This is a genomic window from Acidaminobacter sp. QWL-03 (assembly GCF_058683855.1).
This window is the reverse complement of record NZ_CM178752.1, coordinates 1,260,430-1,282,960: the sequence shown is the minus strand read 5'-3', so window position 1 is coordinate 1,282,960 and position 22,531 is coordinate 1,260,430. Positions and strand designations below refer to the sequence as shown.

The following is a 22,531-nucleotide window of genomic DNA, read 5'->3' as shown; positions in this document are numbered from 1 at the left end:
GGTTGTATCTAATGATGCCATAAATCGTTATTTCTACATAATAAAACCAGGGGGATCGACTATGAAATCGACGCGAAAATTCTCAATTGTTTTACTGGATATAGCATTCCTCTTTGCGTCCATTGTCATTGCCATCATTCTGAAAGCGAATTTTGAGCGGTTATTTTTTCTTCTTGAGAATGGGTTGACCTTTATCATCCTTATGCTCGGATTAAAACTATTGATGATGAAGCTTCTTATGCTTTATGACAGCCTCTGGGAGCATGCCAGTGTGGATGGACTCATTAGAATTGCCTCTTTTGGCATTTTGAGTCATTTGATGGTGGCGTTCATGGATGTTTACCTGGAAGGCGCGTTCAGCTATAAAAGTCTCCTACTGATCTCCTTTTTTGATGTTGTTCTGATTGGTGGATTCCGTTTGAGCTACAGAGTTATAAGAAGACTGAAGAATCGTGCCTATACTATTGGCCAAAGCTATAAAAACATCCTGATCATAGGGGCGGGGCGCACCGGAGGGATGATGGCGAGACACCTGCTGTCAGAACCGCAGCGGTTTGGTTACCCTAAAGCTTTTATAGATGACGATCCACGAAAAGAAGGCACTTTGGTCAACGACATAAAAGTCATGGGCAACCGGTATGACATTTTAAGTGTGACGAAACGTCAAAGGATTGACGAAATTATTCTGGCTATCCCTACAGTTCCAATGCAGGATCGAAAAGAGATTTTGGAGGAGTGCAAGAGAACCGGAGCAAAAGTCAAAACTGTGCCGTCACTGGAAGAAATGATGATTGATAACGTCGACATTAAAAGAATCCGAGATGTGGAAATTGAAGACCTGCTGGGAAGAGATGAGATTACCCTCAATATGGATGGGATCAAGGACTATTTGGAAGGGAAAACCGTTCTTGTCACAGGTGGGGGAGGATCTATAGGATCCGAACTTTGCCGGCAGATAGTGAGGTTTGCACCCAAGAAGCTGATCATCCTGGATATTAATGAAAATTCCGTGTATGACCTGACTAACGAACTGAGGTCAAGAGGACTGGGCGGCATTGAACTGGACATGGTAATCACCTCTGTAAGAGATCGCAAAGAACTTTTCAGAGTATTTAATGACTTAAGACCACAAGTCGTCTTTCATGCGGCTGCCCATAAGCACGTACCTTTAATGGAGAGAAGTCCCCGTGAAGCTATAAAAAACAACGTCTTTGGAACGCTGAAACTCGTTGATGCCTCAATAAATTATGGGACTGAACGATTTGTTTTGATCTCGACGGACAAGGCAGTGAATCCAACCAGTGTAATGGGCGTCAGTAAGCGGATTGCAGAGATGATCGTCCAATCCGTGGAATCTCATAAAACTGTCTTTACCGCAGTGCGCTTTGGCAACGTTCTGGGCTCCAACGGCAGCGTCATCCCGCTCTTCAAGAAACAAATTCAAGAAGGTGGACCGGTGACGGTGACCCACAAGGACATGGTTCGCTACTTCATGACCATTCCTGAAGCCTCGAGACTAGTGCTTCAGGCTGGCGGCCTTGCCAAGGGCGGAGATGTGTTTGTTTTGGATATGGGAGAGCCGGTGAGAATTCTTAACTTGGCGGAAGACTTGATCAGGTTGTCGGGTCTGGAGCCTTACAAGGATATTGAGATCAAGTTTACCGGACTCAGACCCGGAGAAAAGCTTTATGAAGAGCTTTTGACCTCGGAAGAGTCGGTAGAAAGTAAGACGCGGCACGAGAAAATCTTCGTGGGCAAGCCCAATAAAGTGGAATATCCGTTTCTCCTGAAGCGTCTTGAGATCTTGAGAGAGTTGGTACAAGGTGAGGACCAGGAACAGCTCATAGAGATGCTGTCATCTATGGTGACGACCTATCAGCGAGACAACCGTCAGATCAACAAAGCGTTTTTGGAGAATGGATGTACAGTGCCAATGCCGGATGTACGTCAGTGGAGTGTTAAAATGATTTAGATACTGAAAATCTGGAGACTATCAACTTCCATGAACACGAATTTGAAATCCAATATCATACGGAATGCCTTGAGGACCTACTCCGCTAAACCCAGCAGAAATATAATGTTCGAAAAAGATGCGTGCATTTATCAATTTCCATGGTGACATCTAGAGATTTAGTCGAAAACGATCAATAAAACCTCTTTGGCCGAATGAAGACAAAGAGGCTTAGTTGATTTATAACACATATTGGGTCAAAGGTACTATATCTCATATTCCGCCTAACTAAAATTTCCAAATAAAATATTTTCTGTTTCCAATATTTACAAAAAGGATTTTTCGAATCGACCTCGAATAATAGTAATATCAAGGTTTTACGAGGAGCGATTCTGATGGATATCCGATTTGATCAGATTAAATCATACAGTAATGGCAAAGCAGGATTAATCACCGGTCTATGCGAGCAAATAGGCGTCAATGATGTGTTTAATCAGTTGCTGACTCAACCAGCAGGTCGGCCACCTGAAATACCTTATGGGACTCTTGCCCAAATGATGCTGGTCAATATTGCGGATGATCATCATCCGCTTTCCAGGATGCATGATTACTTTGAAGATGTGGACCTTGAAGCCATTTTTGGTATGCGTGTCGATCTCGCTAAAATCAATGATGACCGCTTCGGTGGATTCCTTGATCTGATGCAGAACGCTGGCTGCAGCTCAATTCTTTCTGAGATCGCAGTCAGGGCATTCAAACGCTATGGGATCAAACTTGGCAATGTCAACTTCGATACAACTTCAAAGGTTATGTGGGGTCAGTACGAGACACCAGAAGGTATCGAGGGTGTTGTTGACATTTCTTTCGGCTATTCAAAGCAGAATCGACCTGATAAGAAGCAGATTAAGCTGTCCATGGGAACTACCCAAGGCATCTGTATCGATGGACAAGTGTTGTCGGGTAACCAGGATGACAAGCGCTTCAACATCGATAATCTGGACCGTGCAGCTGAGCTCAGAGAACGCTTTGAGTCGGCGGCAAACGAGTTCTTTTACATCGCTGACAGTGCTGCGTTCACCAAAGAATTTCTTGAAAAAGCTCAAAGACTTGAGGTCAAAGTCATCACAAGAATGCCGGATCAAATCAAAGAAACCAAAGCGGCGATTGAATATGCAGCCTCAAATCTGGAATCGATGGCGCGCATTGAAATCCCAACCTCGACAAAGCCAGCAGTTTACCGAATAGCTGAAAGCAGTTGCACTTATTACGATACGCCGCTCAAAATGGCGGTGTGCTATTCGGAAAATCTCGAAAGCACCTAGCGCCAAACCATTGAAAAACGTGTCGCCAAGGAACTGGATACCCTAGAAAAACTCATCAAGCGCATCGAGAAGCGTTCCTTCGCATGCCGCGAAGATGCACAGCTTGAGATTGAAAAGCTTCAGAACCAGGATTTTTCAAAGATCAAATATCACCGTATCAACATCTCGATGGATGAAATAACAGTGAAACGTCGAGGCAGACCAAGCAAAACGCCGGAAAGTGACGTTGCAAAGACTACCTTTGATCTGGTCATTGATCTTCAAAAGGATATTGAAAGCATTGAAAATGCAATCACAAAAGAATGCATCTTTGTTGTTGTGTCCACTGAAATGTCTATGAGCGCTGAAGCAATTCTTCGAGAATACAAGACTCAAAGTGCAGTTGAGAGAAAGTTTCAGTTCTTGAAGTCGCCACAGTTTGTGAATGCGCTTTATGTGGATTCGCCAAAGCGCGTGGAAACCATTGGCTATTTGATGCTGATCCTTATGCTGATATTAAGCGTAGCTGAGTACGTGGTGCGAAGAGAACTGGAATCAGAGAAGAAAACGATCATCGGACCTGGTAATGTCAAGATGTCCAGGCCTTCTCTTGTTGCGATTCATGGGATCTTTTACTCTGTGGTTACCTCAACAGTAACCATTGGAAAAGTGGTTCACCGAGGGTATAACAAACCCTTGAGAGATAATGTCAGGACGGTGATGAGGTATTTAGGAATCCCTGAAGACCTATTTATTCGAGGGGCAGTATGATTTAAGAGCCAAAAATTAAATCCTTAATAATCAAACCTATTTCAGCGGAATATGAGCTATATTTAAATATTGCAATGTTTTTTCGTAAGTAAGCTGAATACAAACTATCCGTCGAAGGAGAACTGCCATGTACGATCTTCATTCACATCTTTTGCCCAAGATACCGGGAGATGACGGCGCGAAAAGTTATGACATGGCTTATCAAATGGCCAGACAGTCCCTTAGAACCGGATTTTCCCATGTCATAGCCACGTCTCACTTTGTCGCCGGGGAGCCCTTTGGACGTCGTGAGGACTTACAGGCAGCGTCGAGAGCTATTTCCAAATTTCTGCTTGGCAAAGGCATGCCTCTGGAGATCATTCCGGCCCACGAAGCTTACCTGACACCGGAGCTGATCACCCATGTCAAGAGTCGCGAGGTCATCCTCATAGGCAACCGCTATCTGCTTTTGGAACTCCCTATGACGGGATGGCTTAGGGAAACATTTTCTTTGCTGGCTGAAATGAATGCCTTGGGGATCAAAATTATCATTGCCCATCCAGAGCGGTGCGCGGCCATACAGGAAAATCCTGATCTTGCAGTTGAGATCATCGAAAGTGGCACCTATCTGCAGCTCAATCTTGGAAGCTTGAAGTACACGAACACCCTTAGCGGAAGAACGGCACTTAAACTGCTCAAGTACAATATGTACCATTTTATAGGCACGGATGCACATAGTGATCAGAAGTATTCGCCTCTGGTACAAGAGGAACTGACGCTGCTGAAAAAGATCACCAACCACACCTACTTTGCTCAGATTACCAGTGAAAATGCAGCGCTGGCAGTCAAGGGGATTGACATTGAGAATGGCTTTGACGAATCCTGGACCACATTTGAAACCAGCGACAGATCAGTGCTGGTCAATCTAGGGGCGATCCTTTGGAAGAGACTGGAGACGAGGCGTTCTGAAAGACTTTAAGGGCAGGAGAACATGGAAGTTCCCATTTGTGGCAGCGATCATACCACATGCTGCAGGCGATATTTTTCTTAACTTAAAGATGGATCAGCTGATGGTGCTGGTGTGTTCTTAACTTTTCGGGTTATTGGGGTCTGAGAAGGATATTGTTGTGGTGATAGAGTTGACAGGGGCTGATTATTCTTCTATGAAGCTGGGCATGGCAGCAGTAGTCTATGTGAAGTCAAATGATATTGGGATCAAGGTTACGCATGGGATGTTGAAATGACGCTCCCTGCTACTGTGATAGATTTGGTCAGAGCTGGATTATCATTGGTAGTAGAACTTAAATCTAAATCAGTTATTGGTTTTGGTAATAAGATGTTTAACTGCGCACAAGGGACGGTAGGTACTTCTATTGATCTATTGGTTTATTGATCAATGATCAAAATGCTGTCTTTGAAGAGCTTTCTAATATTCTACCTATAGTTTTTTTATCGGTGGGAATTTGCAGAACGAATTCACATACAGTAGGTGCGTACTATCTTAATGAGACTATAAGTGAATGTGTGTATGTCCGCAGTCGTGTGGTCAATAATCGCGTCGTCTTCCAGACGCCTCACCTCAGTACTTATGGTGTCCTTCAGAGAAATGTTGTCTTCACAGATATGACCACCAACTGGTCAAAGGCTGTTATTGAAGAGCTTTCAGTGAAGGGTATTGTCTCTGGCAGAACTTTGACAGAATATGAACCAAATGGTACTATTACTATGTTGGATTTCGCCATAATCCTCGTCAAGCGCTAAAGCTTAAAGTAGATGTTAAGGTTACTTTTAATGAAGTATATAGCAGTGACTGGTACTTTAAAAATGTAATGTAGCTGTGCTCCATGGTCTTTTAAGTGGAGTAGGCAGCGGTAAGTTTGATTCGAATGCCAAGACACTCGCCAGGATATGGCCAATATGACTATAATGGCTTAGGTGAAGAGGATTGTTACGAGTTTTAAAAGTGTGCCAGTAGGATTAAGGATCTTTCTGCTGTTAGTCAATATGCCAAAGATCGAGTGCTGGCCGCAAGGTTCAATAAGATGATTGGTGAGTACCCGGATGGTTCGTTTATGCCAATGGCAAATGCTACTCGTGTTGAGGCAGGTCAGATGGCGGGGAATTTTTAAAGAAAATAAAGTGAATTGCAAGAGACGTGTTATGAATTAAGTTATGGTTGAGTTTAGCTGAAATTGGATTAGGGATAGAAAGATTTGAAGAAAGTGTGAAAGCCCTGGGGGCTTCAATTTCGAAAAGGGCAGCCAAATGGCTTTAAGAAAGGTTTGATGTGAGCTCCTTTGGAGCTTCCGCTTCGAAGTGGGTTGGATTCTACAGAATTACGTCGAAACCTTTGACTGTAGAAGTTCAAAATTAAAAGCGGAACTGCTGTGGCGGTTCCGCTTTAACATTATATTGGGCATTAAGGGATACATAATAAGTTAAAAATTATTGCTTCAAAAATATGAAAAGCAGATTAGACATCTGTTTGTTTAAAAAAGTCAATGCAGTTGGGGCAAAGTGGTTTGCCCTTGAAAAAGATAGTGCCTAATTTGTCTTCACAGAATAAACAGTGAGGTTCATACTTCCTTAAAAGTATGTAATCTCCGTCGACAAAAATTTCAATAGGATCCTTTTCTTCGAGGTCCTTTTGTCTCCTGACTTCAATAGGCAGTACGACACGGCCGAGTGTATCAAGTCTGCGAACAATACCTGTCGATTTTATAAGGATCATCCTTTCGAATTTGATAAGTTTATTATACAAGTAAACTGGGTGGCTGTAAATGGAAAATGGTGAACAATTTAGAACATTTGCTATTTTGTGTTATGTGAAGTCGAGGATGTAACTTGAGTTAAGTGAAAATGTAGAAATTGAAGTTTGGGGGCATTAAAAGATCTTAGGTTGGATGGTTTGAGCGACGTTAGTATCGTATAAGGATGCGTTCTTAAATCGTTGCTATTGCTAGGTCGATGGTGGGAAATGCCGTGTAGGTATACAGATACACTATTAATATACAGGGATAAAACTGAAACTTGGCCACTTAGCGGTTCTCTGATCATTCAATTATCTTTGATCAGGTAAGCACTAAATGACCAATTTTAATGTAGGAGGCTGATTTGAATATGTCAGAGAAAATTTGGTTATCATCACCACACATGAGTGATGAAGGTTATGAAATGGAATTTGTAAAAGAGGCTTTCGATACAAATTGGATTGCACCTCTAGGTCCTAATGTAAATGAATTTGAAAAAGAGGTTGCTGCCAAAGTCGGATCAAAACATGCTGCAGCATTAACATCAGGAACTGGGGCAATTCATCTTGCTCTTAAATCTGCGGGAGTAGGAGAAGGAGATATTGTACTCTGTCAGAGTCTGACCTTCTCAGCAACGGCTAATCCAATCATTTACCAGAATGCCACACCGGTATTTATAGATAGCGATTATGAGACTTGGAACATGGATCCTAATGCACTAGAGACTGCTTTTATTAAGTATGGCGACAAAGTAAAAGCGGTTTTGGTTGTTCACCTTTATGGCTTATCTGCTGACATGGACAAGATCATTGAAATGTGCAAGAAATACAATGCTGTCTTGATCGAAGATGCTGCAGAAAGTCTTGGGACATTATATAAAGGAAATCATACAGGCACATTTGGGCAGTATGGTGTATTTAGCTTCAACGGGAATAAGATCATCACTACTTCGGGTGGTGGTATGCTTGTTTCTGATGATGAAGAGAAGATAAAAAAAGTACGCTTCTGGTCAACTCAAAGTAGAGACGCAGCAAGGCACTATCAACATAGTGAATTGGGTTTTAATTATCGTATGAGCAATGTTGTTGCTGGTATCGGTAGAGGGCAACTAAAGGTATTAGATCAGAGAGTGACTAAGAAGAAATATATCTTTGAGTTTTATAAGAGAGAGCTTGGTCAATTAGAGGGTGCCGAGTTCATGCCTATCAATGACTGGAATGAACCAAACTATTGGTTGAGCGTGATGACGTTGAATGGTGCAGTAAGACCTCTTGATGTTATGGAGTCGCTGGAGAAAGAGAACATTGAATCAAGACCTGTTTGGAAGCCAATGCACATGCAGCCGTTCTTTGCTGAGTTTGATTATGTGGGTTCAGATGTGAGTGAGAAGTTGTTTGAGAATGGTGTGTGCTTGCCTTCTGATACGAAGATGACGGATAAGGATCTTGAGAGAATATGTGGGATCGTAAAATCATTATGGAAATAGAGTGGTTGAGATGACTGAGAGTAAAGTTAGAGAAGATGCAAGGCTGAAAAAAGGCATATACAGAAGACTCCTTAAAAGACCAATGGACTTTTTTTTGTCTTTGATGGCAATTATTGTGTTAAGTCCTGTGCTTATAATCATTGCGATTCTTGTTAAATTGAAGATTGGTAGTCCAGTGCTGTTTAAGCAGAAACGACCTGGGCTTAATGAGAAGATCTTTGCTATGTATAAGTTCAGAACTATGACGGATGAGAAGGATGAGAATGGTGAGTTACTACCAGACTCAGTGAGGCTTACTAAGTTTGGCAGGTTGCTAAGGTCTACTTCTTTAGATGAGCTACCGGAGCTCTACAACATCCTTAAAGGCGATATGAGTATTGTTGGGCCGAGGCCGTTACTTATTCAGTACTTAGAACTCTATAATGATCATCAAAAGAGAAGACATGAAGTGAGGCCTGGTCTTTCGGGACACGCTCAAGTTAATGGGCGTAATGCCATTAGCTGGGAAGATAAGTTTAATCTTGATGTTGAGTATGTAGATAATGTTAGTTTTATCGGCGATTGGAAGATTATCTTTCTTACTATAAAGAAGGTATTTGTTAGGGAAGGTATCAGTTCACAAACAGCTGTTACGATGGAGCCCTTTAACGGAAGTAAAGTTAAAAATTAACATTTTGGGATTTATGCAATCATACATTTATTACTTCAGAGAGGAATGTAATGTTGATGAATGACAAATTAATTATTATAGGTGCCAGTGGACACGGAAAGGTTCTCGCTGACATCGCAATAAAAATGAATAAGTGGCAAAGCATCGCTTTCCTCGATGATGACGAGAATATTAAGACATCCATGGGGCTAGAAGTCATCGGTAAGACTACTGATGCTTTTAAATATAAAGATGAAGCTGATTTCTTTGTTGCTATTGGAAACAATGCTGTTCGAGAAAAAGTGCAAGAGAAATTGATCGAGGAAGGGTTAAATGTAGTTAACTTGATTCATCCTAGTGCAGTTATTGGTACTGATGTTGAGGTGGGTATTGGTACAGCTGTAATGGCAGGAGTTGTAATTAACAGCTCATGTACAATCGGTAAGGGTTGTATCATCAACACGAGTTCTAGCCTAGATCATGATAATTTACTTGAAGATTATGTGCATATTTCTCCTGGAACTAGTTTGGCTGGGACTGTAAGAGTCGGAAAGGGAACCTGGCTAGGTATAGGAAGTATTGTATGCAATAACGTAAACATCTGCAGTGGCTGCAAAGTTGGTGCTGGAGCTGTGGTGGTTAAGGATATTATAGCGTCTGGGACATATGTTGGGGTTCCGGTAAATAAGATAGATTAAATGTATCTGATTGGAGAATTTGAAATGAAGATATTATATGTCACTACAATTTCAAATACAGTTAATGCATTTTTGATTCCTCATATTAAGATGCTAATTGATGAAGGGCATCACGTTGATGTCGCCTTTAATATAGAACAAGAAGTTAAACATGAAATATTTGAAATGGGATGCAAAGTATATGAAATACCATTGCAGAGATCTCCATTAAGGAAAGGTAATCTGAAAGCGTATAAAAAACTAAAAGGTATTATCACTTCTGAATCATATGACATAGTACATACGCATACACCTATTGCTTCAGCAATTGTGAGGTTAGCATGTAGAAAACTAAGCTGTGTAAAAGTGTTTTACACAGCACATGGCTTTCACTTCTTTAAAGGTGCTCCTATTCGAAATTGGCTCATGTACTACCCAGTTGAGAAATGGCTCGCTAGATATACAGATACTTTAATTACCATTAACCAAGAAGATTATGAGAGAGCTAAGCGTGAATTTAGGGCCAAAAGAGTGGAGTATATTCCGGGGGTTGGGATTGACTTAAAAAGGTTTAACTCGGTAGTGGTTGAGAGAGATTTAAAACGAAGCGAATTAGGGTTGACTAAAAATGTATTTGTTGTTTTGTCAGTAGGAGAGCTAAATAAAAATAAAAACCATAAAGTTGTTATTAATGCCATAGCTAAGATAGATAATCCTGATATTCACTATATAATTTGTGGACAAGGGCAATTAGGCAGATATTTAAGAGATCTAAGCAAAAAACTAGGAATTGAAAAGCAAGTGCATTTATTAGGATTTAGAAATGATATCCCTGAGATTTGTAAGATCAGTGATATATTTGTCTTTCCTTCATTTAGAGAAGGATTATCTGTTGCTTTGATGGAGGCTATGGCAAATGGGTTGCCAGTAATATGTTCTAGAATCAGAGGAAATTCAGATTTAATTGAAGATGGAAAAGGTGGATTTCTAATTAAACCAAGAGATGTTGATAATATTGCAAAAAAAATTCAAGACATAAAATTAAATAATTATAATTATGGAAATTTCAACAAAGAAAAAACAAAGTTATTTGATGTTAAAAAAGTTTTAGTTTTGTTAAAGCAAATATATTTCAAAAGCTAGGGGTACAATGAATGAAGAACAAGAATATTGTATTTTTGCGTTCCAATCCAGTGAATCCTGATTCAAGAGTAGAAAAAGAAGTTAATAGCCTCGCCAAAGCTGGATATAATATTAATGTTTTAGCATGGGATCGAAATTCAAAGAAAAGGATTAGTGAATCAATTTTAGAACTACCAGATAGTAGGGTTAAAATTTATAGATTGGGTATTCCCGCGACTTATGGAGAAGGTTTCAAAAATCTAAAACCGTATATGCTGTTTCAGATATCAATTGTTAAATGGTTGATCGAAAACAGAACAAAATACACTGTTATACATGCTTGTGATTTTGATACTGCGTATGTAGCTTTCATTTGTTCTAAATTTCTAAGAAAGAAATTGATATTTGATATATTTGATTTTTTATACTCAAACCCGGTTGGAAAATTTAAAGCAATGAAAAAGTATATTGTGAATTTGCAGTATAAAATTATTAATTATGCCGATGGTACTATAATCTGTTCAGAGAAACGAAAAGAGCAAATTAAAGGAAGCATTCCTAAGAAATTAGCAATAATTCATAATAGTCCATATCAATTTGATCAATATGACACAGACAATAATAATGATTGCAATAAATTAAAATTAGTCTATGTTGGAATACTACAAGATTATCGTTTTTTGCATGAGATGGCAGATGTTGTAAAAGATAATTTCAAGTGGGAACTTCATATTGGAGGTTTTGGTAAATATGAAGATTATTTTATAAACTTAGCTAAAAGTTATAATAATATAATTTATTACGGGAAATTATCATATTATAAAACGTTAGAATTAGAGAATATGTGCAATGTTATGTTGGCTATTTACGATCCAACTATTGATAATCACTACTTTGCTGCGCCTAATAAATTTTATGAAGCACTAATGTTGGGAAAACCATTAATCATGGTAAAAGAAACAGGCATGGCAGATGTAGTTGAAAAATATGGACTTGGAGAAGTTATATCTTATAATAAGAACAGCTTTAAAGAAGCATTATTAAAATTAGAGAAAAATAAAGGAAATTGGGGAAAGATAAAAATAGTTGCAAACAAACTTTACAATGATAAATACAGTTGGTTAAAAATGGAACAGAGGTTGCTGAATTTATATGAAGATATTTTAACAGAGGACGATGAAAGAAATGAAAACTAAGAGAATAGCTTATATTAGTGATCAAAAATTCTATAAAACACCTGATAATTGTTGGTATACCACTGCTTCATTTCCTGAAGAGATAATTAAAAATTTTGGCGAAGTTAGTCAGTGGACATTCGTTGGTCGTCTGTATAATATCAAAGAATGTGGTGAATTTTATAAAATAAATACTGATATCAAAAATATTGATATAAAATTTGATGGGGTTTGGGAATCAAATCCTGGACTTAGTGGATACTTATTGAATATTTTAAAAATTATTAAAGTAATTAAATTTAACACTTATCTTGCAGATACTATTTATTTGAAATTCAATTTTTTCAATTCATATATTGCAGGTCTGCTTGTTAATTATGAAAAGAAGTTATTAATAACTCATATGGTTGGAGATATAGAATGTATGAGTCTTGTAAGAGATAGTATTTTAATGAAACAATTAGAAAAAATTCAAAAATATTTATATAAGAAAATCGTAAATAAGGCTGACATTCAATTATACGTTTCTCAAAATCTACAAGATAAGTACCAATATGGAAAGGCCATCGCTGAAGTAATTAATGAAAATAGACTTAGTAGAAAAGATATCAGTTCAGTTGCTGATGTATTTCATTGCGAAGGCAAACTAGACGATAAAAAATTAAGTTTATTATTTGTAGGAAGAATATCACCAGAAAAAGGATTAAATGACTTGATTTGTGCTATTCAAAAATGTGAATTTGTTACATTAGATATAATTGGATCAGGTATTCAAGAAGAACAAATTAAAGGTATGGTGCATGACAGACAACTTGAAAATAGAGTAAATTTCATGGGATACTTAAGCTGGGGAAAAACATTATTTGATACGTTTAAGAAATATGATTATTTGATTCTACCATCATATTCTGAAGGATTTCCATTAGTCATTATTGAGGCAATGTCAATGGGATTGCCTGTACTTGCATCAAAAGTAGGAGGGATACCTGAAATTATAAAAAATGGTGTGAATGGAATGCTTTTTGAACCAGGAAATGTAGATGAGATTATTAAAGTTTTAAATTATGTTAAAGAAAACAAATGCATAAGACATGAATTTGCAATTCAAAGTCTAAATACTGCAAACTTATTTTCTTTTGAAAAACAACTTGAACTATTTCATGAAGTCTTAAAAAATCACGGAGAAAAAAATGAAAATATTAATTATTGAATTTATTACATCAGTTGGGGGAGTTCAAGCAGTATATAAAAATATACTTCCTTATATTTCAATGAAACACGAGGTTTATTTTGTAGATCCCTATGTCCACACTTTTGACAAAACATTAGCTGAGGATTGCAATTTGAAAGTAATGAATATGCCAATTAATGCACCATCAGTGTTAGGGTGGAATAAGAATATTTTATCAAATTTGTTGATTTTATTACGAAATGGACATAAATATCTAAATTATCTTTTAAAGTTATCAAATTTTGTCGAACGTAATTCGATTGATTTAATATACGTCAGTGGTAAAAAAGAAATCATTTTTGCTTATGCATTAAAAAAGATAAACAAGAAAAGATATGTTTATCATTCACATGGTTATGGATCTGTAAAAGATATTAGTTACATAATGAAGTGTTTTATAAAAAATGCAGAACGAATTATTGCTGTTTCAAATGCTACTAGAAATATTCTTTTAGAAGCTGGTATAGATCCAGGTAAGATTGATGTAGTATATAATGGAATAGATAATAAAATATCAAAAATATTAATAGAAAAACATCATCAAGATAAAAAGTTTGAGAAATTTAATGTTTTATTTGTTGGGACGATTCAACCGATAAAGGGTGTCCATATATTAATTGATGCAATAAATAGTATGATAGAAGAGGGATATATTTGTTCTTTAGATATCGTTGGAGAAATAAATACTGCTTATCAAGATTACTATTATAAAATTTTAAATGAAGCAAATAAAATAAACAGTGATATTGTAAAGTTCCATGGATTTAAGTCTGATGTATTAAAATATATAATTGACTCAGATGTTTTGGTGTTACCTTCCTTAGAAGAGAGCTTTGGCATGGTATTGCTTGAAAGTATGCTAATGAAAAAACCCGCAATTGGATCAAATATTGGAGGAATACCAGAAGTCATAGATGATAATTTAACAGGCTTGCTTTTTAAAAAGGGCGATGTGAGTGATTTAAAGAATAAACTGATATATTTATACGAAAATAGAAATGTTGGATCAAAAATGGGTATAAATGGGCACAATAAATTGATAAAGAACTTTACTTCTGAAGTCCAAAGTGGAAAAATATTAAAAATAATTGAATTATTGGAGAAATAAAATGACTTTTATATCTGCTTTAAAGATATTTCCGGTGCTGCTAATTATAATATCTAAGTTCTTTTATTTGCAAATATTCGTTATCCAAGGTTACAATTTTACTCTTTCTGATTTTGCCATATTACTGATGTTTTTGAATACATTAATTAATCAGATTAAACGAAGAAAATATATTGGAGATTACAACAAATTTTATTTTCAGATTTTTGGCCTATCTATACTAATTTTAATATTTAATATGATAGGTACGTTATTACACAATTCGTCATTAACAAGTTCATTATTAAATTATTCAAAAAGATGGTTAACTATCATACTAATTCCAGTATATATGGCTGATAATCTGAATATCAATAGTATTAAAATTATAATAAATATTTTTTTAATATCAATATTTGCTTACATTACAATCAATTTTAATGAATTAATTTCAACGTTAAATTTTGACAGATTTTCTGGTACATTAAACCCAAATGTATTAGGTATGTTTTTATCTTTAATAGTTATTGTACAAGTTGAATATAAGAATAAAGTTAAAAACAAGTTATTTTATTTTTTAAGTTTGGGACTTATGATAGGCTTAATAATAGCTACATCCTCAAGGGGAGCTATACTCGCCTTGATTGTACTATATCTTATTAGATTTTTTATGAGTATGAAGGTTACAATTGTTTCCTATAAAAGAATTCTGATAGGAACAATGAGTCTTATATTAATATTGATTTTCAGTCCTAACATCCTCCAATTGATTGAAGGATTCTTTCCATATTCATATCAAAGACTGGCCAACACTTTAAGCAGTCAAATTATTTATGATGCAAGTGCCTCAGCTAGATTAAATACACTGGTAATTTGTATGAACTTATTATTTAATAAAATTACATTGTTATTTTTTGGTTCTGGATTTGGAAATTTTAATATGTTACTAGTTACTTCAAAATTAGGTTATATAATTGAAACTGCAGATAATCAATTCATTAATATTCTATTTTGGAGTGGAATAATTGGTTTCATAATTTATGCTCTTATTCTTTTGAAAATTTTCAATCGAATATATAATTACAAACATAATTTTTTTAGTAAAATTACTTTATATACAACTTTTTACATGATTTTAGCAGGAATGTCTCAAGATACTTTTACAGAACCTACAATTGCGTTAATATACTTTGTAATTTTGGGTTTGTTTGAAATTGACATAAAACACAATTTGTTGGTAAAAGCGAATTGGAAAAGTACAAAAGGAGCAATGAGATGAATATTTTAATTGTTACATCAGATAATTATCCGCATTTTGGTGGTAAATCAACTCATATTTCTGATTTGATTGAAGGGCTTAAAGAAATAGAAAATGAGGTAAGTGTAATATCGATATCAAATATTCAAGAATATAAAATAATATTAACAAAATTATTTTTGATACCTATTAGATTTATATCAAAACCATTATATATTTACCTTGTGAGAAATATTTATGGATATTTTTTAAAAAGAGTAATCACTAATTATTGCTTTAAAAATAAAGTAGATATTATTTCAGCACAAGATGCAGAAATTGTATATTATATTAGAAATTTAATAAGTATTAATAAAATTCCGTGTATATTAACAATGCACACTTATTTTGGTCTGGAATTATCATTAGACAGTAATGCAGTAGGTAAAAGTGAAAGAATATATAATAAAATTTTAAATCATGAGCTTAAGGCACTTGAATTAGCTAATAGAATTATAACAGTTGATAGTAGGATAGAAAAACACGTTAAGGAACAAATACAAAAATATTACAAACCGGGTGCTATTAAGAATGAATTTGTAAAAACAATATTAAACTTCACAAACACAAAATATTACAATATAAGTAAAACTGAACAAAAAAAATTATTGCGTGAAAAGTATCATATAAATGCAAATGAAAAAGTAATTGTCTGTACAAGAAGACTTGTAGAAAAAAATGGGGTGATGATAGCAGTTAAAGCAATGCAAATAATTCAAAATGATTATTTGCTATTAATTGTTGGCGATGGACCCGAGAAGTCGCATATAATTGAATATATAAAGGTACATAAACTTGAACAGAAAATCAAATTGCTTGGTTCTAAAAACAAGAACGAAGTGAAGGAAATTTTAATTCTTTCGGATGTATCAATAGTGCCATCTATAACTGTAAATGGGCTTCAAGAGGCAACTTCGATATCAGCATTAGAATCTATGGCAAGTGGAGTCCCGACAATAGCTAGCAACATTGGTGGATTAGCTCAACTAATTGAGAATAATTGTACAGGAATATTAGTTGATGAAGGTAATCCACAGGAAATTGCAGATGCATTAGAAAAATTATTTAGTGATTCATTATTCTATAATGATATTCAAAAAAATGCGAGAAACTATGTTGAAAAATTTCATTCACATGTTGAGGCAGCAAAAAAATACTTAATTGAATTTGAATATACAGTATGCGAATAATTAATACTAAAATTCATAAAAATGAAAAAATCGAGTTGATATAATGAGAGCAAAACGATCCTTGTATAACACAGTCGCAGCTTTAATGCTACAAGTAGTAACATTTATTTCTGGAATGATAATTCCAAGATTAATAATAATAACTTATGGTTCACCTATTAATGGACTTAAAACTTCTATCACTCAGTTTATTAGTTATCTATATATTTTTGAATTGGGACTAAGTGGAGCAATCATTTATACTTTATATAAACCGCTAGCGGATAAGGACTTTGATACTATTAACGGAATTTTATCTGCAACTAGAAAAGCATATATGAAAATCGGTCTCATATTCTCTGGATTTCTTTTAGTAATAACAATAATTTATCCATTATTAATTATTAAAGAAGAAATAAACCTTTTTACAATTGTCTTTTTAACTCTATCTATTGGAATATCCGGAATAATCAACTTTTTTTTTGTCGGAAGTTATACGGTTCTTTTAATTGCGTCACAACGAGGGTATATACTTTCGATTGCTCGTACTATTTATGTGATTGTTAATACGGCAATTTTAATGTTCTTATTCAATTTTCAACTTGATATTTCTATTGTGTATTTTGTTGCGCTAATTTCTAATATTCTAAATGCTTTAATTATAATATTATATTCAAAACGACACTTCTCATATTTAAATTTTAGTGTTGAACCGCTTAATTCGGCATTATCTAAACGAAATGATGTTGTTTTGCATCAATTATCTGGAATGGTGGTTTCAAACACCCCAGTTTTATTGCTAACAATATTCACAGATTTAAACAACGTTAGCATATATTCTATTTATTTAATAATTTTTACTGGAATTAATATGTTAGTAAGTGTTTTTGGTAACGGATTTACTGCGGCATTTGGTGACTTGATTGCCAATGATGATAAAAGAAACCTAAAAGAAGCATACTCCCAATATGAATTTCTATATTATTTAATAATTTCTGTTATTTACTCTTGTGTTTTAATATTAGGAATTTCTTTTTTAGAAATTTACACTAATGGTATAACTGATATAAGTTATGCAGATTACTCAATTTTGCTTTTATTTACTTTAAATGGATTGTTGACAAGTTGGAAGGTACCTCAAACCACTATTATTATTTCTGCTGGTCACTTTAAAGAAACTAGAATAAGAGCGATAATTGAAGCATTATTAACTATTATCATATCAGTTCCATTTGTGATAAAATTTGGTTTAAAAGGAGCACTGATAGGGAGTTTGGTAGGATTATGTTATCGTTCGATTGATTTATTTTATGCTAAAAGGATAACGGGATTTGAATTTAGGTACACAATTCAAAGGATAATTAGAATGTTATTAATATTAGTTATGGCAATTATGTCATCTAGGACTGTATTGATTGTCAAAGCAGATAATTTATATTCTTGGATGAAAGTTTCAATTATAATTTGCATAATAGTTGGGCTAATTACATTATTAATTAACTTTATATTCGAAAAAGATTCAATTATAAAAGTAGCTAAGCGGCTTAGGTCTATTTTTAATTAAATTAGAAATAGACTTTTCTGAAAAATGATTAATTAATTACTTTCAAAATTTTAAAAACATTTTAGTCACATGATTCGATCTAATACGTGATGATTATTTATTTGATTATTTCGAGGTCAGGACATCACCGATTCGCGTTTGAGCATCACCAGTTCACGCTTGAGCATCATCCTGGTATTTTGACCTAATTCACATATTTGATCATGTAGGTTAAAGTTAGTGTCTCAATCCCCCTATGAGGCTACTGATCTGCTATGGGGGGGCTTAATTTGTCTCAAGTTAAACTAAAAGTGAAAGTGATGCCCTGATTTTGTAATTACTACTGCCTGAAGTGTGTATCGATGATGCTCATGGTGCGAATCAGTGATGCTTTTACAGCGAAATAATCATTTGTATTTCTAATTTTCTAATTTTAGTATGTTACTAAATAAGTGGCTCATATAGAATTTCTTATTAATTTCTAAACCACGTGAATGATTATCCTCACGGTCTGAAAAATATTGAAGTTAAACAATAGTAAATGAATAATATAACAATAGAGGAAAAAGGGGTAAAATTTGTGAACAAATTTATGAACATTTCGCATGACTACAAAAACTATAATATGAATATATCCAGTACTATAAAAGGCTTTTTTACTTTGCATACTTTCTATTTGGTGCTGTTACATAGAATTGGAAATTATTTTTTTAAAAAAGGTATTCCTTATATACCAGCAATAACAAGGGCTATAGGTATAATATTATTTAGTGCAGATATTTCGCCCTGTGCAAAAATTGGGAAAGGTTTTGTAATAGCTCATTCTGTTGGTATCGTAATTGGAAGTGCTGTTGAGATTGGAAATAATTTTGAATGTTTTCAAAATGTAACAATAGGCGGTAGAGACCGTAGTGTGAATGGAAAAACGATGCCAATAATTGGAAATAATGTAACGGTTTTTTCTGGAGCTTGTGTATTAGGACCTATTGTTATTGGCGACAATGTTTCTGTTGGAGCAAACAGTGTCGCGACAAAAGATATTGAACATAATTTAATTGTAGCAGGAGCGCCTGCACATATTGTTAATCGTGTTGATAGAGCCCATGCGTTAAGAAGCGCTGAAAATCGGAGTCAGATAATTTTAAAATCAAATAACGAATAAAGTGTTTGAAATTTTTGAAGTTTGAGATATGAAAAGATGGTATTTTGCATCTATTGTGAAGTTGGACGAGGTTGATTGATGTTTTATATTTGTATACAAGTGAGGGACAATAGGTTGAAATGTCCGTTTTGAATAGGACCATTGACTAATTGTATTTGTGTGATTCGAGGATCTTATGATATTGACAATAGAAAAGGTAGAGATGTTGCTGTGTGAGATGCTCACAGTCGAAGTCTCAACGGGAGTTTAGCAGAATGACAAAGCGGGGCGATATTGAGATGTTTAGGGATAACATGGGGAGAGAACCTGAATAAGTCGAAGCTTGCTTCTTAAAACAATTAAATATTTATATATGAGAGGTTAGTTAAATGAAAAATGTTTTGGTGGTCTTTGGTACCAGACCTGAAGCAATAAAGATGTGCCCATTGGTAAAGGAACTTAAGACAAGAGAAAAACTTAACACATTTGTTTGTGTGACGGGTCAACATAGGGAAATGCTTGATCAGGTTTTAACTGCGTTTGATGTAGTCCCTCATTATGATCTATCAATAATGAAGGCGAATCAGACACTATTTGATGTTACAATCAATATTCTCGAGAAAATGAAAGGAGTACTTGAAGAGGTTAAACCAGATGTGGTGTTAGTTCACGGAGATACATCAACAACCTTTGTTACTGCATTAGCTTGTTTTTACCTTCAGATTCCAGTTGGACATGTTGAAGCTGGACTGAGAACATATAATATTTACTCACCTTATCCAGAGGAGTTCAATAGACAAGCAGTTGGCATTGTATCAGATTTCAACTTTTCTCCAACTGAGATGTCAAAAGAGAATCTACTTAAAGAAGGTAAGAATCCTGAAACCATTTATGTGACAGGCAATACTGCAATTGATGCTCTAAAGACAACTGTTCGTGATGATTACAGTCATGAACATTTAGATTGGGCTGCGGATAGTAGATTGATTATGATTACTGCTCATAGAAGAGAGAACCTAGGCGAACCTATGAAAAATATGTTCAGGGCTATAAAAAGAATCATTGACGAAACTTCTGATATTAAAGCAATCTACCCGATACATATGAATCCAGTTGTTAGAGAAGCAGCTCATAAGATTCTCGGAGATACAGATAGGATTAGAATAATTGAACCACTTGAAGTATTAGATTTTCACAATTTCTTGTTTAGGTCGCATCTGATCTTAACTGACAGTGGTGGAATTCAAGAAGAAGCTCCAAGTTTAGGTAAGCCTGTACTGGTAATGAGAGATACAACCGAAAGACCGGAAGGGATTGCTGCTGGAACCCTTAAGCTAGTAGGTACGGACGAAGTAAATATCTACAAATCATTTAAGCAATTACTTGAAGATCAGGATGAGTATGAGAAGATGTGTAAAGCAAGCAATCCCTATGGAGATGGTTTTGCCAGTAAGAGAATTGCTGATATTTTGGAAACTAAACTTTTGTTGTGATAATTCTTCGTGACAACAATATTTTACAAATAAACCACAAAATATATAAACGAGCTCTTACCTGTCCGTTTTTCGGAACACTAACGGATGTGCCCGTATCTGGAACGATTTTCGGAATGCTAACGTCAAATAAATTTGAAAAGTCTGCAATCACTTAGTTCTGACAAAAAAACTTTATGGATGTACCCGTACCTGTCACCGTCAGTGAAGTTGAAGAAGTTGTTTGCTTAAAAACCTAGCGATATCAACCTTTACAGAGAAAGACTTTTAAAAACAAGTTTTTCGGTGCCAAGTACAAATCATGAAATTGATGAAATTGTTTTACAATTCAACCTTAACCCATTGTCGACCATTAGATAATGGGTTAAAAAAGAGACGCCACTTCCATAATTTTGATATACTGGTGGAGAGTGAGGAATGGGAACCATCGGCGGAGTCTTGGCTCTGGCTTATTATTGATTCAAGGAGGATCCTAACCATATGAATATCTTAGTTACCGGCGGCCTTGGCTTTATTGGCAGCCATACGGTCGTGGAGCTTATAAAAAACAATCATAGCGTGATCATAGCGGATAATCTGGTCAACTCTAAGCTGGAGGTTCTGGATAAGTTACATCAGATCACAGGCATCAAACCGACGTTCTATCAGATCGATGTGACGGATGCGGATCAGACGGAAAGGGTGTTTAAGGACCATCAGATCGATGGCGTGATTCATTTCGCTGGGCTGAAGGCCGTGGGCGAGTCGGTGGAGAAGCCGCTGGAGTACTATTTCAACAACCTCGTGTCGACCATGGTGCTCAGTCGGCTGTGCCTGAAGTATGGGGTGGGGAAGTTTGTGTTTAGTTCATCGGCAACGGTGTATGGGGAGCAGCCGTCGCCGCTGCGGGAGGATCTTGAGCTCAGGAGGACCACGAACTCTTACGGCGAAACAAAGGCCATGAGCGAGCGGATTTTGGCTGATACAGCGGTCGCAAATCCAGGCTTTGAGGTGACGCTGCTGCGGTATTTCAATCCGGTGGGGGCGCATGAGAGCGGGCTGATTGGGGAGGATCCGAATGGGATACCGAACAACCTGATGCCGTTTGTGACGAGGGTGGCTAAGGGTGTGCTGCCTAGACTCAGTGTTTTCGGGAATGATTATGATACAGTGGATGGGACCGGGGTTAGGGACTATATTCATGTGGTGGATCTTGCCAAGGGGCATGTGAAGGCGATAGAGAAGATGGGTGAGGTGGCTGCGGAAGGCGTAGACGCTTCAAATAAAGAGGGATCAGTGAATTCAAAGGGCGCCTCGGTGTATAATCTGGGAACGGGGAAAGGGACGTCTGTGCTGGAGCTGGTAAATGCGTTTATAAAGGTTAATGGGGTTGAGGTGCCTTATCAGATCGTTGGAAGGCGGCCTGGAGATATTGCTGTGTGTTATGCTGACGCTTCTAAGGCTGAGCGGGAGCTTGGGTGGAAGGCGGAGCTTGGGATTGAGGACATGGTGAGGGATGCTTGGGGGTTTGAGAAGGGGAAATAAGACGGCCCGTACCAGGCACCTTAATCAAGAATGTAACGTCAAACAAATTTGAAAATCCTGCCATTGCTTCTTCTCAGCAAAAACAACAACCTCATCTTCTTTCGTGGTGCCAGCTTCAAACGGTGAAGTTTCGAAAATTGATCTACAATTCAACCCTACCCATTGTCCATTGACGGTGGGTAATA

The 22,531-nt window shown here is 36.1% G+C and carries 19 protein-coding genes; 18 read left to right on the top strand and 1 reads right to left on the bottom strand.

Annotated elements, in window-relative coordinates; translation table 11 throughout:
• The first annotated feature begins 61 nt into the window (after positions 1-61).
• From AC4PHM_RS05795 to AC4PHM_RS05775, 5 genes are all read left to right on the top strand, one after another.
• Positions 62-1,972, top strand: coding sequence for a polysaccharide biosynthesis protein (locus AC4PHM_RS05795; RefSeq protein WP_492019961.1), 1,911 nt, complete (start codon positions 62-64; stop codon positions 1,970-1,972).
• Between the two features lie 374 nt (positions 1,973-2,346).
• Entirely contained in the window at positions 2,347-3,273 is a 927-nt protein-coding gene (locus AC4PHM_RS05790; protein ID WP_492019960.1) for an IS1634 family transposase, read from the top strand.
• A 183-nt stretch (positions 3,274-3,456) separates the two neighbouring features.
• Positions 3,457-4,023 (top strand): hypothetical protein, encoded by a 567-nt coding sequence (locus tag AC4PHM_RS05785; protein WP_492019959.1) that lies wholly within the window; start codon positions 3,457-3,459, stop codon positions 4,021-4,023.
• Positions 4,024-4,150: 127 nt separating this feature from the next.
• Positions 4,151-4,981 (top strand): tyrosine-protein phosphatase, encoded by an 831-nt coding sequence (locus AC4PHM_RS05780; RefSeq protein WP_492019958.1) that lies wholly within the window; start codon positions 4,151-4,153, stop codon positions 4,979-4,981.
• Between the two features lie 545 nt (positions 4,982-5,526).
• Positions 5,527-5,763, top strand: a complete 237-nt coding sequence (locus tag AC4PHM_RS05775; RefSeq protein ID WP_492019957.1) for an S-layer homology domain-containing protein — start codon at positions 5,527-5,529, stop codon at positions 5,761-5,763.
• A 712-nt stretch (positions 5,764-6,475) separates the two neighbouring features.
• Here the strand turns inward: AC4PHM_RS05775 and AC4PHM_RS05770 are convergent.
• Complete coding sequence (locus AC4PHM_RS05770; protein ID WP_492019956.1) at positions 6,476-6,733, bottom strand: AbrB/MazE/SpoVT family DNA-binding domain-containing protein; 258 nt, start codon at positions 6,731-6,733, stop codon at positions 6,476-6,478.
• Positions 6,734-7,122: 389 nt separating this feature from the next.
• Between AC4PHM_RS05770 and AC4PHM_RS05765 the strand changes: the two genes are divergently transcribed.
• The 13 genes from AC4PHM_RS05765 to galE all read left to right on the top strand — a co-directional run bounded on the left by AC4PHM_RS05765 (position 7,123) and on the right by galE (position 22,346).
• Positions 7,123-8,238: a DegT/DnrJ/EryC1/StrS family aminotransferase gene (locus AC4PHM_RS05765; protein WP_492019955.1), complete on the top strand. Its 1,116-nt coding sequence runs from the start codon at positions 7,123-7,125 to the stop codon at positions 8,236-8,238.
• 10 nt (positions 8,239-8,248) lie between these two features.
• Positions 8,249-8,908, top strand: coding sequence for a sugar transferase (locus tag AC4PHM_RS05760; protein ID WP_492019954.1), 660 nt, complete (start codon positions 8,249-8,251; stop codon positions 8,906-8,908).
• A 50-nt stretch (positions 8,909-8,958) separates the two neighbouring features.
• On the top strand, positions 8,959-9,585 hold the full coding sequence (locus AC4PHM_RS05755; protein ID WP_492019953.1) for an acetyltransferase: 627 nt from the start codon (positions 8,959-8,961) through the stop codon (positions 9,583-9,585).
• 24 nt (positions 9,586-9,609) lie between these two features.
• Positions 9,610-10,707, top strand: a complete 1,098-nt coding sequence (locus AC4PHM_RS05750) for a glycosyltransferase family 4 protein (protein ID WP_492019952.1) — start codon at positions 9,610-9,612, stop codon at positions 10,705-10,707.
• Between the two features lie 11 nt (positions 10,708-10,718).
• A complete protein-coding gene (locus AC4PHM_RS05745) occupies positions 10,719-11,882 on the top strand; it encodes a glycosyltransferase (protein WP_492019950.1) in 1,164 nt (387 codons plus the stop codon).
• Positions 11,872-13,071 carry a glycosyltransferase family 4 protein gene (locus AC4PHM_RS05740; protein ID WP_492019949.1) on the top strand — a complete coding sequence of 400 codons (1,200 nt, stop codon included), beginning with the start codon at positions 11,872-11,874 and terminating at the stop codon, positions 13,069-13,071. The genes AC4PHM_RS05745 and AC4PHM_RS05740 overlap by 11 nt, the downstream gene beginning before the upstream one ends.
• On the top strand, positions 13,052-14,200 hold the full coding sequence (locus tag AC4PHM_RS05735) for a glycosyltransferase family 4 protein (protein ID WP_492019948.1): 1,149 nt from the start codon (positions 13,052-13,054) through the stop codon (positions 14,198-14,200). Before AC4PHM_RS05740 ends, AC4PHM_RS05735 begins: the two co-directional genes overlap by 20 nt.
• 1 nt (position 14,201) lies before the next feature.
• On the top strand, positions 14,202-15,458 hold the full coding sequence (locus AC4PHM_RS05730; RefSeq protein ID WP_492019947.1) for an O-antigen ligase family protein: 1,257 nt from the start codon (positions 14,202-14,204) through the stop codon (positions 15,456-15,458).
• Positions 15,455-16,666: a glycosyltransferase family 4 protein gene (locus AC4PHM_RS05725; RefSeq protein WP_492019946.1), complete on the top strand. Its 1,212-nt coding sequence runs from the start codon at positions 15,455-15,457 to the stop codon at positions 16,664-16,666. The genes AC4PHM_RS05730 and AC4PHM_RS05725 overlap by 4 nt, the downstream gene beginning before the upstream one ends.
• Positions 16,667-16,709: 43 nt before the next feature.
• Positions 16,710-18,209, top strand: a complete 1,500-nt coding sequence (locus AC4PHM_RS05720) for a lipopolysaccharide biosynthesis protein (protein ID WP_492019945.1) — start codon at positions 16,710-16,712, stop codon at positions 18,207-18,209.
• Positions 18,210-18,768: 559 nt separating this feature from the next.
• Positions 18,769-19,350, top strand: a complete 582-nt coding sequence (locus tag AC4PHM_RS05715) for a serine O-acetyltransferase (protein WP_492019944.1) — start codon at positions 18,769-18,771, stop codon at positions 19,348-19,350.
• Positions 19,351-19,718: 368 nt separating this feature from the next.
• Complete coding sequence (gene wecB, locus AC4PHM_RS05710) at positions 19,719-20,822, top strand: non-hydrolyzing UDP-N-acetylglucosamine 2-epimerase (protein WP_492019943.1); 1,104 nt, start codon at positions 19,719-19,721, stop codon at positions 20,820-20,822.
• 480 nt (positions 20,823-21,302) lie between these two features.
• Entirely contained in the window at positions 21,303-22,346 is a 1,044-nt protein-coding gene (galE, locus tag AC4PHM_RS05705; protein WP_492019942.1) for a UDP-glucose 4-epimerase GalE, read from the top strand.
• The last annotated feature ends 185 nt before the right edge of the window (positions 22,347-22,531 follow it).

Excerpts from the sequence above, each read along its gene's own strand:
- AC4PHM_RS05795 (WP_492019961.1), top strand. The coding sequence starts at position 62 with ATGAAATCGACGCGAAAATTCTCAATTGTTTTACTGGATATAGCATTC.
- AC4PHM_RS05790 (WP_492019960.1), top strand. The coding sequence starts at position 2,347 with ATGGATATCCGATTTGATCAGATTAAATCATACAGTAATGGCAAAGCA.
- AC4PHM_RS05780 (WP_492019958.1), top strand. The coding sequence starts at position 4,151 with ATGTACGATCTTCATTCACATCTTTTGCCCAAGATACCGGGAGATGAC.
- AC4PHM_RS05770 (WP_492019956.1), bottom strand. The coding sequence starts at position 6,733 with ATGATCCTTATAAAATCGACAGGTATTGTTCGCAGACTTGATACACTC.
- AC4PHM_RS05765 (WP_492019955.1), top strand. The coding sequence starts at position 7,123 with ATGTCAGAGAAAATTTGGTTATCATCACCACACATGAGTGATGAAGGT.
- AC4PHM_RS05760 (WP_492019954.1), top strand. The coding sequence starts at position 8,249 with ATGACTGAGAGTAAAGTTAGAGAAGATGCAAGGCTGAAAAAAGGCATA.
- AC4PHM_RS05755 (WP_492019953.1), top strand. The coding sequence starts at position 8,959 with ATGTTGATGAATGACAAATTAATTATTATAGGTGCCAGTGGACACGGA.
- AC4PHM_RS05750 (WP_492019952.1), top strand. The coding sequence starts at position 9,610 with ATGAAGATATTATATGTCACTACAATTTCAAATACAGTTAATGCATTT.
- AC4PHM_RS05745 (WP_492019950.1), top strand. The coding sequence starts at position 10,719 with ATGAAGAACAAGAATATTGTATTTTTGCGTTCCAATCCAGTGAATCCT.
- AC4PHM_RS05740 (WP_492019949.1), top strand. The coding sequence starts at position 11,872 with ATGAAAACTAAGAGAATAGCTTATATTAGTGATCAAAAATTCTATAAA.
- AC4PHM_RS05735 (WP_492019948.1), top strand. The coding sequence starts at position 13,052 with ATGAAAATATTAATTATTGAATTTATTACATCAGTTGGGGGAGTTCAA.
- AC4PHM_RS05730 (WP_492019947.1), top strand. The coding sequence starts at position 14,202 with ATGACTTTTATATCTGCTTTAAAGATATTTCCGGTGCTGCTAATTATA.
- AC4PHM_RS05725 (WP_492019946.1), top strand. The coding sequence starts at position 15,455 with ATGAATATTTTAATTGTTACATCAGATAATTATCCGCATTTTGGTGGT.
- AC4PHM_RS05720 (WP_492019945.1), top strand. The coding sequence starts at position 16,710 with ATGAGAGCAAAACGATCCTTGTATAACACAGTCGCAGCTTTAATGCTA.
- wecB (WP_492019943.1), top strand. The coding sequence starts at position 19,719 with ATGAAAAATGTTTTGGTGGTCTTTGGTACCAGACCTGAAGCAATAAAG.
- galE (WP_492019942.1), top strand. The coding sequence starts at position 21,303 with ATGAATATCTTAGTTACCGGCGGCCTTGGCTTTATTGGCAGCCATACG.